Annotated in this window: 8 protein-coding genes and 1 other annotated feature; of the genes, 4 read left to right on the forward strand and 4 right to left on the reverse strand. The window is 39.3% G+C overall.

The window, feature by feature from the left end:
* Positions 1-8: 8 nt before the first annotated feature.
* Positions 9-200, reverse strand: coding sequence for a hypothetical protein (locus BK139_RS05330; RefSeq protein WP_019380294.1), 192 nt, complete (start codon positions 198-200; stop codon positions 9-11).
* Between the two features lie 227 nt (positions 201-427).
* Positions 428-683, forward strand: a binding site (T-box leader).
* Positions 684-738: 55 nt separating this feature from the next.
* Here BK139_RS05330 and BK139_RS05335 point away from each other — a divergent pair.
* The 4 genes from BK139_RS05335 to BK139_RS05350 all read left to right on the forward strand — a co-directional run bounded on the left by BK139_RS05335 (position 739) and on the right by BK139_RS05350 (position 9,566).
* Positions 739-3,384, forward strand: a complete 2,646-nt coding sequence (locus BK139_RS05335; RefSeq protein WP_076257339.1) for a valine--tRNA ligase — start codon at positions 739-741, stop codon at positions 3,382-3,384.
* 69 nt (positions 3,385-3,453) lie between these two features.
* On the forward strand, positions 3,454-4,767 hold the full coding sequence (locus BK139_RS05340; RefSeq protein ID WP_076257340.1) for a bifunctional folylpolyglutamate synthase/dihydrofolate synthase: 1,314 nt from the start codon (positions 3,454-3,456) through the stop codon (positions 4,765-4,767).
* 149 nt (positions 4,768-4,916) lie between these two features.
* Positions 4,917-6,566 carry a sensor domain-containing diguanylate cyclase gene (locus tag BK139_RS05345; protein WP_076257461.1) on the forward strand — a complete coding sequence of 550 codons (1,650 nt, stop codon included), beginning with the start codon at positions 4,917-4,919 and terminating at the stop codon, positions 6,564-6,566.
* A gap of 132 nt (positions 6,567-6,698) precedes the next feature.
* Positions 6,699-9,566 carry a vWA domain-containing protein gene (locus BK139_RS05350; protein WP_076257341.1) on the forward strand — a complete coding sequence of 956 codons (2,868 nt, stop codon included), beginning with the start codon at positions 6,699-6,701 and terminating at the stop codon, positions 9,564-9,566.
* Positions 9,567-9,598: 32 nt separating this feature from the next.
* On the opposite strand, the gene BK139_RS05355 is transcribed toward BK139_RS05350, so the two are convergent.
* Genes BK139_RS05355 through BK139_RS05365 form a run of 3 tightly spaced genes read right to left on the reverse strand, consistent with a single transcriptional unit; the run spans position 9,599 to position 12,679 of the window.
* Complete coding sequence (locus BK139_RS05355; protein ID WP_076257342.1) at positions 9,599-11,593, reverse strand: hypothetical protein; 1,995 nt, start codon at positions 11,591-11,593, stop codon at positions 9,599-9,601.
* A gap of 11 nt (positions 11,594-11,604) precedes the next feature.
* Complete coding sequence (locus BK139_RS05360) at positions 11,605-12,183, reverse strand: hypothetical protein (protein WP_076257343.1); 579 nt, start codon at positions 12,181-12,183, stop codon at positions 11,605-11,607.
* Positions 12,167-12,679, reverse strand: a complete 513-nt coding sequence (locus tag BK139_RS05365; protein ID WP_076257344.1) for a type IV pilus modification PilV family protein — start codon at positions 12,677-12,679, stop codon at positions 12,167-12,169. Before BK139_RS05365 ends, BK139_RS05360 begins: the two co-directional genes overlap by 17 nt.
* Positions 12,680-12,758 lie beyond the last annotated feature (79 nt).

Below are 12,758 nucleotides of genomic sequence, written 5' to 3' on the forward strand. Positions count from 1 at the left end.
CGGGCTCCTTAAACCAATTGAAGATGAAAGGCGATAGCGATCAGGATGAACAGCGAGAGCAGCAGTACATCGAAGGTAGTAGGCAATAATATGGTTCTTATGCCTTGAAAAACACAGAACGGGATAATGAATTGTGCACATACATTCCTGAAAGTTCTTAACCAGGGAGGCAGTGTGTATGGATTATATTTTCTTCTCATTTGTGCATACCCCTTTTCCCAATGTTCTTATATATATCCTATGATTCTTTTTTCCGTAAAGTGCCTATTTTCATTTTTTCCCCTATAACGTTCCAGCACCCCGTCAATGAATAAGGGCTGATTTATCAGCACTTCAATGGAGACAGTGAATAATATATAAAAAATTGGGTTATCCTTATTGACTATAACAGTATTTTTTCGGTAGTATATTTTATATATAACTTTATATCGATGCTAAGACAGGGAAGAGTACAATGGCCATTTGCCTTTTAGAGAGGAAAACCAGCAGCTGAAAGGTTATCCAGGCAGAACCGTTGGAAGGTCGCCCCAGAGCATCTTTTGCGAAAGGCTTAAGCCAAGTAGTAAAAGACGGGAAATCCGTTATCTGCATAAGTGTCAATTACTATAAGAATGTCTTTTGGGCTTTTCTATAGTGGTTGAAAAAAAGGTGGTACCGCGAAACAAACTCCATTCGTCCTTTTATGGCGAATGGAGTTTTTTATTTTTGCTGATTGCTTTTAGAAAGGAAGAATGACATATGGATAACAATGAATTAACAATGCCGACGAAATATGATCCGCTGGCGATTGAAAAAGGAAGATATGACTGGTGGCTGGAAGGGAAGTTCTTTGAAGCAAAAGATGACGAAACGAAGCAGCCGTATACAATTGTAATCCCGCCTCCGAACGTAACAGGAAAGCTTCATCTCGGCCATGCATGGGATACGACGCTGCAGGATATCCTCACCCGAATGAAGCGTATGCAGGGTTACGATGTTTTATGGCTTCCTGGAATGGACCATGCAGGTATCGCCACGCAGGCAAAGGTTGAAGAAAAACTTCGCAATGATGGAAAAAGCCGTTATGATCTAGGCCGTGAAAAATTTGTGGAAGAAACATGGAAATGGAAAGAGGAATATGCCAGCCATATCCGCCAGCAATGGTCAAAGCTTGGATTAGGGCTTGATTACAGCCGTGAACGCTTCACCCTTGATGAAGGCTTATCAAAAGCTGTTAGAGATGTTTTCGTTTCACTTTATAATAAAGGACTGATTTACCGCGGCGAGTACATTATCAACTGGGATCCGTCTACGAAAACAGCCCTTTCTGATATTGAAGTTATATATAAGGATGTTCAAGGCGCTTTCTACCATATGAGATATCCGCTGACAGACGGTTCGGGACATATCGAAATTGCCACTACGCGCCCTGAAACGATGCTTGGCGATACTGCTGTTGCAGTACATCCGGAAGACGAGCGCTATAAGCATTTAATCGGCAAGACAGTTAAATTGCCGATCACAGGACGGGAAATTCCGATTGTTGCGGATGATTATGTAGAAATGGATTTCGGATCAGGTGCAGTAAAAATTACACCGGCTCATGACCCAAATGATTTCGAAATCGGAAACCGCCACAATCTTGAAAGAATCCTTGTAATGAATGAAGACGGCACGATGAACACGCGAGCAGGTATTTACCAGGGGATGGACCGCTTTGAATGCCGCAAGCAGATCGTAAAGGACCTTCAGGAAGAAGGAGTTCTTTTCAAAATTGAAGAGCATATGCATTCTGTGGGCCATTCAGAGCGCAGCGGTGCAGTAGTCGAACCATACCTTTCAACACAATGGTTTGTAAAAATGCAGCCTCTTGCAGATGAAGCCATTGCGCTTCAAAATAAAGAGGAAAAAGTGAACTTTGTTCCGGAGCGATTTGAAAAAACGTATCTGCGCTGGATGGAAAATATCCGCGACTGGTGTATTTCACGCCAGCTTTGGTGGGGACACCGCATCCCGGCCTGGTATCACAAGGAGACTGGTGAGGTTTACGTAGGTCATGAAGCTCCTGAAGATAGTGAAAACTGGGAACAGGATAAAGATGTATTAGATACATGGTTCAGTTCTGCATTATGGCCGTTTTCAACGATGGGCTGGCCGGATACTGACTCAGCTGACTTTAAGAGATACTATCCGACAGCAGCTCTTGTAACAGGCTATGACATCATTTTCTTCTGGGTATCAAGAATGATTTTCCAGGGTCTCGAATTTACAGGAGAGCGTCCATTCCAGGATGTATTAATTCATGGTCTTGTTCGTGACTCACAGGGACGCAAGATGAGTAAGTCCCTTGGAAATGGCGTTGATCCAATGGATGTAATCGACCAGTATGGTGCCGATTCACTCCGTTATTTCCTTTCTACAGGAAGCTCGCCGGGACAGGATCTTCGCTTCAGTATGGAAAAGGTAGAGGCAACCTGGAACTTTGCCAATAAAATCTGGAATGCATCCCGCTTTGCCTTAATGAATATGGATGGATTAAAATTCGAAGAAATTGATTTAAGCGGTGAAAAGTCTGTTGCTGATAAGTGGATATTAACCCGTTTGAATGAAACAATCGAGACAGTTACAAGATTGTCTGACCGCTATGAGTTTGGAGAGGTTGGCCGAGTGCTCTACAACTTCATCTGGGATGACTTCTGCGACTGGTATATTGAAATGGCGAAGCTTCCGCTTTATGGAGAAGATGAAGCTGCCAAGAAAACGACGCGCTCCATTTTGGCATATGTTCTGGATAACACAATGCGCCTGCTTCATCCATTTATGCCATTCATTACGGAGGAAATCTGGCAGAACCTTCCTCATTCAGGCGAATCTATCACAGTTGCCCAGTGGCCGGCTGTGAACGATGAATACACAGACAACCAGGCTGCAAATGAAATGAAGCTGCTTGTTGAAATCATCCGTTCTGTCCGCAACAGCCGTGCTGAAGTGAACACGCCAATGAGCAAGAAGATTAAAATGATGGTTAGGGCTAAAGACCAGGAAATTCTTTCTATACTGGAAAATAACCGTGCCTATATTGAACGCTTCTGTAACCCTGAGGAACTGGTGCTGGCTTTAGAGGTTGAAACCCCTGATAAGGCAATGACAGCAGTTGTGACTGGTGCAGAAATTATCCTGCCGCTTGAGGGCCTGATTAATATTGAAGAAGAAGTGGCCAGACTGCAGAAAGAATGGGATAAATTAAATAAAGAAGTAGAACGTGTTCAGAAGAAACTTTCAAACGAAGGCTTTATTAAAAAAGCGCCGGAAAAAGTAATTGAAGAAGAAAAAGCAAAAGAACAAGACTACAGCGAGAAGAGAGCAGCTGTAGAAGCTCGCATTAGAGAGCTAAAAGGAGAATAATAAAAGTTTGGGAAGGCGGGTCCATATCAGGGATTCGTCTTCCTTCCTGTATAACGGAGGTGCATATATATGTTTTCTGCTTATGAGGAAGCACTGGAGTGGATTCATTCAAGTCTGAGGCTGGGGATGAAGCCGGGACTTCAGAGAATGGAATGGATGATGGAAAAACTCGGCCATCCCGAGAGAAGAATTAAGTCTGTTCATATTGGCGGAACGAACGGAAAAGGCTCAACAGTTACATTTTTAAGATCCATTCTTCAAGAGGCGGGTTATTCGGTCGGGACTTTTACATCGCCATATTTTGAGAATTTTAATGAACGTATTTCCCTAAACGGAACTCCAATTGCAGATAAAGATCTTGTTCAGCTTGCCAATGATATATATCCGCTGGCTGTTGAATTGGAACAGACGGAACTTGGCGGACCAACTGAGTTTGAAATCATTACTGCCATGGCTTTTCAATATTTTGGTCATGTAAGACCGGTGGATCTTGTATTGTTTGAAGTGGGGCTTGGCGGCAGATATGACTCCACTAACATCATTTATCCCGTGTTATCAATCATAACAAGCATCGGGCTCGATCATACAGCCATACTGGGGGATACTTATGAGAAAATCGCTTTTGAAAAAGCGGGAATCATAAAACCTGGAATCAGTGTTATTACCGCTGTCAAACAGGAAGAAGCACTCGCTGTTATCCAAGATAAAGCTTCAGGCTTAAAGTCCCCGGTTTATCAGCTGGGGAAGGAATTTGCTATTTCGGATCATAAACCCCTGGTTCAGGGTGAGTTTTTCTCCCTTGAGACAGTCTTTCAGGAGTTCCATGATCTTGAGACAGGGATGAGCGGGAAACACCAGACTGAAAATGCATCCCTGGCTGTAATGGCAGCAGAGTTATTAAATAAGTATTATTCTTTCATTATTGAGGAAAAACACATTAGAGCCGGATTGAAAACTGCCTTCTGGCCCGGCAGATTTGAAATTGTGTCTCATGACCCGCTGGTGGTAATAGATGGGGCACATAATGAAGAAGGGATATCTGCTTTAACTGCTGAGCTGGAGAAGCGTTTTGGAGATCGAAACAAAAAGATTATATTTGCTGCTCTGGCTGATAAAAAGCTTGATAAAATGATCAATAAGCTTGACTCTGCTGCAGACTCCATCACCTTTACAGAATTTCACTTTCCGAGAGCAGCATCAGCTGAAGATTTATATAATCTCAGTGAAAACAGCAGGAAACAATTTCATACAGATTGGAAAGAGCTATTGAAGACTGAAGTGTGCGAAGCAGGAAAAAACAGCGTCCTTGTCATAACCGGATCCCTTTACTTCCTATCAGAAGTGAAGCCAGCTCTTTTGAAACTTTTGGAAAACAAACAATGAAAATATGACAAAAGTTAGAAAATTTGATAAAATATTTTTATTATCAGACTATTTTCCTGAATAAATTGGAGGAGGGGAAAAAGATAGTTAGTTCACGAGCCAAAAAAATAATATGGTTATTATGGATACTGTTATTTCCCGCAGGTTCCATGCTAACCTATCATTTTTACCCTCCCGATCTTTCAGGACAGGGAATCAGCTTATTTGCCTTTTTTATTTTAATGTTTCTCGTTTCTTCCATGCCGATGGTTGTCAATAATACACCAATCTTTTTGATTCAATGGGTTTCCATGGCAGTCTTCTTAACCTTTGGTCTTCTTGCCGAAATGATTATGGTTCAGGTGGGTGTCCTGGTACTTCTTATAAGACTTAAAGTACAAAAAGACCAGCTGTTTCGTCTGCCGCTTAACTCACTTTTATTCTTTACGGTCTCTTTATTGAGCGGGCTGGCTTATTTTGCAATGGGAGGCAAGACAGGCATAGATTTGATTGCTGAACCCCAGTATTTCTGGGTTGCGGCCGCCTATCCGGTCATTCATTTTACACTAAATCAGATATTAATCAGTGTAATTCAGGCTGCATTGTATGGCAGGAGAATATCCTTTCTGGAAAAAGACCTGATTTGGGAAACAGTCACTTCACTCATAACATTCCCGATTGGCCTTATCCTTTACATTCTTTATGCTGAAGTGGGGATTATTGCACTCCTGATTGTAGGTGTGCCATTTGTAAGTCTTTCAATCATACTTCATCTTTATTACTCAAGTGAGAAGGTGATTGATTACCTTCAAAAAGCCTCAGAAATAAGTCATAAAATGGCCGAGCACCTTGATGTTAATGAGGTTATGGAGCTTTTCATTTTGAAATTGAGCGAAATGGTTCCTGTTGATTATGCCTGCATCCTTGATATCAAAGACAATGATGAACTTCACTCCATTTACCGGAAAGAGCATGAACTAATAAAGCCGAATGATCTTATGCCAACAAATAAAAATGAGGGAATCAGCGGATTGGTTTTGGAAACCAGAAAATCCGTCCTTTTTCACTCGAAAAATAAATGGAAAAGCATTGCTAAGGAATTTTTGCCTGAAGATGCTGAGAGCATCATTTGTGTTCCAATCATCCGAAATAATGAAATATTGGGGATTCTGCTGCTTTCATCCACGAAAAAAAGGGCATATGAAAAGTCGCAGCTCATGATTGTCGATATATTATGTTCGCATTTTGCAATAGCCATTGAGAATGCCAGGCACTATGAAGAAACAAAAGCCAAAAGCGAGCGCTGTGCGCTAACGAAACTATATAATTACCGCTATATCGAAGCGAAGCTAAATGAAGAGTTTAGCAGATTGCAAAATGGTTCAAGGGATCTCCTCTCGCTTATCATACTCGATATCGATCATTTTAAAAAAGTGAACGATACGTATGGACATCAGAGCGGAAATGAAATCCTCTGCGAACTGGCTGATCGGCTGACAAATCTGATTGATACGGCTGGAATTACTGCCCGATATGGCGGCGAGGAATTTATTGTCTTAATGCCTGATACCAGCAAGGAAGATGCAATAGGCTGGGCCGAGCTTATCAGACAGACTATTGCCAATCGTCCATTCCTGCTCAAACAGACCATCGATGGAAGAAGCAGCAGTACAAAAGTTTATATTACCGCTTCGATTGGGGTAGCTGCTGCACCGGAAGATGCCGATGATTCACTGGCCCTCATACGCCATGCTGACAGAGCGTTATATGTTGGAGCTAAGCAGGCTGGGAGGAATAGGGTTGCGGAATATGTAAAGTAAAATCCTTTTGCCTGTCAAAAGGATTTTTTTATGAAAAAACAAATCTTTGGACCTATTAAATATATGGTTTTTATAGGTGAATTGGTATAATGGGAGTAATGCATAATACTGGTAAAGGAGGGATTTAACTATATGGCAAAGAAAATACTGCTTAGTTTATTAACCGCTCTTATTATATGCTCCCTATCTGTTCAACCTTCAATGGCATCTGGATTAAATGATGCCAAGTTAAACTTCACCGTTCAGCCTTCCCAGAATATAATCGTTAAACCAGCCGGCAAGCCGGCAGCAGCCAATCTGGATTTCAGAGTAAAGCAGAGCGGAACTGCATCTGATAGTAATAGAGAACCAATGGATATTGTCTTTATTATGGATATTTCCGGTTCAATGAATGATGCAGGTAAACTTGACAGCGCTAAAGCCGCAATGAAAAATGCTCTCGACCACTTTTTAGAGACTGCAAATTCCAAAGACCGATACTATTTAATCCCCTTCAATAAAAAAATCAGCGAGCAAGAGGGATTCTTTTACCCAACGGGAAATGCACTAAATGATCTTGGCATGATAAAAGAAAAAGTCAGGACTCTATCAGCAATCAATGGAACAAATTATAAGGATCCGATAAAAAAAGCGGAAGAGCTATTAAAAGGCGGGAATACGAATAATAATATTATCTTCCTGACTGATGGTGTACCTACATATTCGGAGAATAAACAAATAAGAACTTTTAATAAAAAATCCTGTTTTTTAATATTTTGCGAGACAAATAAAGTAACAGAAGAAGTAACGTATATCGAAGAACTTCTAACGAAAGGCTACACAAAAAATGGGACTTTTTATCCTTATATCCCTTATCAATACTTGGCCGATGAATATTTTCTAGATAATAATAATAGGAGTTATTATCTGAAAAATAATAATGAAAACTATGCATCGACTCAAACTTCTATTAGAAAAGCTATTATTGATGAAGTAAGAAAACTTACTGTTAGTAATATAAAACTATATTCGATCGGATTTGGCAGTGATAATGATATCGATATGAACTTTCTAAACGAGATGTCCAACTATACTGGAGAAACAGCCATTCAGGCGGGCACAGGAAATATTGGGGATATACTCGAACGAATTTCAAGCAGTGTCCTGAAACCTTCAATTACTGCAGAGATACAAATTGACTTAAATCGCTTTAATGGAAAGGTTTCTCTGGCAGAAGGCTCGAATGCCATCCAAACTGAAAATAACATTATAACCAAACAGGTCAATTTCAAATATGATATTGGGAAAGAAACAATAAGCGAACTGGATTTCAGTATTCCACTAAATTTTGCGGAAGAGGGAAAGTATCTTTTTAAAGATAATATTAAGTTAAAATACAAGGATTTGAATAATAAAGAACAAGTATTGGTCCATCCTGAACTGCAGATTGAAGTGAAAGATGATGCCCCTGCATCATTTAAAGGAACCATGCTGCTGGAAAAAGTGCAAAATGATTTACGTGAATTAGTCAAGGAAATGAATTCAAATACTCAATCTAATCATTTCAATATAAAGTATAATTTGGAGCCAACAGGCATTCCTGATAGCAGAGTGGAAGGAAGCCTCAGCGATGTAGTGATTAAACAGCCGCTTCCTGATGGGATTCTCATTGCGGATCCTTCTGTGAAAGAAGTGATGATTAATGGACAAAGATATGCAGTCCTTATTCTGGCAAATCAGCAAACCAGCTATAAAAATGGTGCTTTCACACCGGATCATCTTTCTGCAAAACTAGCATTAAAAGCAGATAGAGCTTTCTATGGATTAACAATGCCGCGTGCACAAGTGTTTTACACTGACAGCAGATTCCCGAACAAGCCTCAATCAACCAGCATCGCTGCTTCCAGCCAAGTAATTGATGCAAAGGTGAGATTATATAGTTTTAATAACATTGCTTATGATGGAGATGCATCAGGCATCATTTCAAAAATTGATTTAAATAATCACGGCAGAAAACTGACGCAGACGGAGTTTCCGAATAATTATGATCTGAAGAATAAACCTGTAAAGAATTTGTATTTTCTTACAGAAACTCAAGCATCAGGCATTAAAATTGAGTACAGCGATGATAGTGTGGCAATGCTTTATTTTGAACCGGATTTTGAGATGAAAGGTCAGGTTTCCGGGAAGGTCCTGTCCCATAGGGATGTTGTTTACGAACCGATTGCCTTCAACTTAAGTAAACTGGTTGCAGGTAAAGATGTAAGTTATTACTACAAAGTTGAGAAAGACGGGGAAAAAGAAGAATGGAAGCCTTTTGCCGCTAAGGACAGTGTGCTTTTAAATGCTCCAGGAACTTATATAATTAAGGTTAAAGCAACTGGAGGATTCGCGTTTGGAAATGAAATCTCAAAGACAATTACAGTTAATAGAAGAATTGAAAGGATATCAGTAGCTCCAGATCCAATTGAATTGGATGTCGAAAAGTCAATATCATTTAAAGTGGAAATTTCGCCAGCTGATGCATCCAATAAAGAACTCGAGGTGCTCATTGAAGATACATCTATAGCTGCATTAACCGATGGTTATTCAATTTTTGGAAAATCTGCGGGTGAAACGTATTTAATTGTAAGAACCAAGGACGGCTCGAACATTGAAAAGAAAATAAAAGTGATCGTAACCGATCCTTACATTGCTTTAGATGAAATAAAGTTTAATAAAGCTGTATATAAAATTGCCAGGGGAGACAGTATCGCATTAAAAAGACTGCTGATTTTTAATCCTTTTAATGCCACAGATCAGGAAATTGCTGAAGTACTCTCAGAGATGCCTGATAAAGTCCGTGCTGTTCAGAGGGGGGCTGAATGGTACATTGAGGGTGTGGAAATAGGTTACTCCAAGGTAACTGCAGCTGCTGAAACGCAAAAAGACGGAAAGCAGCCGAAAGCATCAGCTCTTTTTGAAGTAGTGAATGAGGATGAACAAACTGATGATGGTCCCTCTGGGGAGGGTAAATGGTAAAAGAAAAAGGTGCTTATGTCAGCACCTTTTTCTCATTCTATTAATAGTTCATCAGAAAATATTTGAAGATGTTTTACAATTGGAAGGGTATCTATTCGCTGCAGAAGTACATTTTGATCGTAGTTCACAATAAAACGGGAATACTTATCCAGTTGAGATGATCTTGAGGGCAGCTCTTCGATGGACTTTACTTCACCGCGAATAGCGTTAATTATCAGCTTTTCTTTGGCAAAAATGCCTCCATTGATATAAAACAGCGAACCTACCCCATATAATTCTGCATCTTTTTCTGTATAGAAAAATCCTTTTAAAGGTTTTATCCTTTCATCTTCAGGGACATATGGCATTCCAGCTTCATCATCAGGATCGAAATTGCCGAATTCATTTATGCGTGTGAGCAGTAAATCATCTTTAGCCATCAGAACAAGCTGTTTTGTGTTGTTTTCCGATCCTAAAACATTTACATTCGATATTATTGCACGCTTGCCTGCGTATACAACAGAATCAAAGATTACCTGATCATTTTCTGAAGGTTCTCCAGTTTCATCACCATTTATTGTAAAGGATTCGTTGGAGATTATGGTTCCTGTCATTTCAATCGAAGTATTAAGAGCATTAATAGCTGTGTTTTTGCCTGACAATATATCACCGTTGACCTTAATGCCTTTACTGAAAAGTTCGTCACTATTCTGAGCATAGGATTCTATAATAATATCCTTTGCCGAAATAATATTTTCATTCACCTCAAGCTTGCCATTAAAATTGACTAGGTGAGTTCTCCCGGTTACAAATATATCCTCGTTTATCGTTAAATCTGTAAAATTCACGAGATAAAGGTCACCATAAACAATCAGCTTTTCATTCAATTCAAGAGAAGTATCCTCTGCCATAATCACCACATCCCCCTGAATAAGGCCGTTTAGCAGGGAAGCATCTTTGGGTGTGTTTATAAGGTAACTTTTAAAATCTGATTCATTATTAGTGCCTATTTCCTGCAAGATCTCGGGAAGCCCGGATTGCTTTTTTACTTGTTCCTTAATCAGAGTATTTATAGCGAAAGAAGAAAGAATTCCGGATTTTATCTCTTCTGAAAACGTATGGCCATTTCCGGTTCTGAAGGCAGGAATCCCCTTTGATGATAGTAATTCATTGGCTTCTTCATTCATCGTTTTTTCAAAATCGATATTAATAAACTGGCTGTCATGCTTAAGCTCAGGTACATGGTCTTTATAAAAATTCTTTTTTTCGAGCAGCGGAAGAAGGTTCGCTGTTGAACTATATAAATCCCCATTAATTGAGGACATATTCGTATCCTGTTTCTGATTCCTTCCATCACGCAATTCGTATTCAGCATCATCATTTAATGTTAATCGGTTAGCATACACATTTCCGGAGAAGTTTGCTGAACCATTTAAAAATAGACCGGAGCCATTATCATCAGAAAAAGAGCCGGCAGCATATTTCAAAAAACTAGGAAGGGGAGACAGGATGAGCCTCTTCCTGAGAGTCCGTGTAATCTTACCTTCTGTTTCAACAGGATTTTTAGTAACTATAATGATGTCTAATACTCTTGTAAAATCATTTTCCAGTTCAATATTAAATGTATCATAATCAGATATGTCATCCATGCAAGGTGTGGAGGAATCGATAAAGCTTGCACTGCTTCCTGACAGGTCAATAATATTCAAACAGCTTATATTTTCCTTTGTACTATAACGCAGAATTAAGTCATCTTTCAGCTTATTCTTCAGGTCTATATCAAAGTCACTCCGCACATAAAGTTTTCCTTCAATGTCCTTTCTCCGGTAATCTTCAAGTGGAAGGTTCGGCAGAATTCCTGCCAATTCGGAGGTCAATTGGTCGATTACCTTTACAGAATCATATGTTATGGTGATATCACTCTCCCTCGTTTCCGTTCTTTTGGCCCCTCCCAGAGAAGCTGCCAGAATACTCATTCCCAAAACGGTAAATATAAGGGACATTAACAAAACAGTAATAAGGGTATTGCCCCGCTCATTTTTCAGCAAATGATCACCTCTTAAAATCCAAACTTACTATTAAGCTCTAATTTTTCTTCAAGCCTTTCATGATCGAGCTTTAGCATTAAATCAATCATTCCCTGCGTACATTCTTCCTCATTTTTATCAGTAGACTCAGAACATGAAATTCCTAATGCGGATTCGCTGAAATCAGCTGCAGAAGTAATCTCTGCGCTATCAATTGAGATTGCTTTCCGGCTGCTGTCATTTTCAGAATCAGTTATTTCAATCCTGATCACCTGCTCCTCTTTATTTTCAGTGTTTTGATTTATGGTATAAAAAGTCTGCTGTTCTTTCTCTTGTTTAGTTAAAGATGTACTTGATGAATTTACCAGCTCAATGCAATTTTTTTCGCCGCATTCTCTGACATAGTCAAAAGGAAAAGAATAAAATGTGTTCATGATCATTGTTGCTGTATAATCGGCATCATCCCTAAGCTGCCCTTCAATGCCAATCTTATTGTAGAGCTTGTACCCAGAAGTGAATACTCCATAAATAATCGGAAGGATAATGCTGCTGATAACCAAAACGGCAAGCAATTCATAAAGAGTGGCACCGCGCTCATCGAAGATCTTCACTTTTTATTTCTCCTTCTATTTCTGTAGATTCTTCTTTTCCGTTGATCTCCCAGGTCACTGTCGCTTCCAGAGGCACAAAAAAGGAAGAATGTTCCCCTTTGGCGGGATTAGTATTCTCAACTTCGTTTTTTGGTAAATTAATAGTTATATTGTACTCAATATTATTTACTATAATTGGACTGCAGTTTGGTTCAGGAGTTTCACCATTCCAAAATATTTTATAAGAACGATCACAAATTAGAAGATTAAGGTAATGATCTTTGTCATTTCTAAACTCTTCCCTTACTTCTATAAAACTTTCTTTCTCAATATGCATTAGTGCATTTCTTGCAACATTGACAGCTGCCGTTTTCTTTTCATTCATATTGGTATAAGTGTAAGCCTGAGAAAAAAACTTCATGGTACCCATTAAAACTATCCCTAATATTGTTAGTGAAACAAGTACTTCCACAAGAGTTAAGCCTTTTGAACTAGTAAGTAATTTTTTAAATTTCATAGCCCACTCCTTCTTTCAAAATACCTATTTGTATTATACAATATTTAATAGCAAGATTTGTATTTATAGGTCGAATTAT

It is taken from the genome of Paenibacillus sp. FSL R5-0490 (genome assembly GCF_001956215.1).
Classification (GTDB): Bacteria; Bacillota; Bacilli; order Bacillales; family Cytobacillaceae; genus Cytobacillus.

Coding starts and splice junctions, on each gene's coding strand:
- BK139_RS05330 (WP_019380294.1), bottom strand. CDS start 200: ATGAGAAGAAAATATAATCCATACACACTGCCTCCCTGGTTAAGAACT.
- BK139_RS05335 (WP_076257339.1), top strand. CDS start 739: ATGGATAACAATGAATTAACAATGCCGACGAAATATGATCCGCTGGCG.
- BK139_RS05340 (WP_076257340.1), top strand. CDS start 3,454: ATGTTTTCTGCTTATGAGGAAGCACTGGAGTGGATTCATTCAAGTCTG.
- BK139_RS05345 (WP_076257461.1), top strand. CDS start 4,917: ATGCTAACCTATCATTTTTACCCTCCCGATCTTTCAGGACAGGGAATC.
- BK139_RS05350 (WP_076257341.1), top strand. CDS start 6,699: ATGGCAAAGAAAATACTGCTTAGTTTATTAACCGCTCTTATTATATGC.
- BK139_RS05365 (WP_076257344.1), bottom strand. CDS start 12,679: ATGAAATTTAAAAAATTACTTACTAGTTCAAAAGGCTTAACTCTTGTG.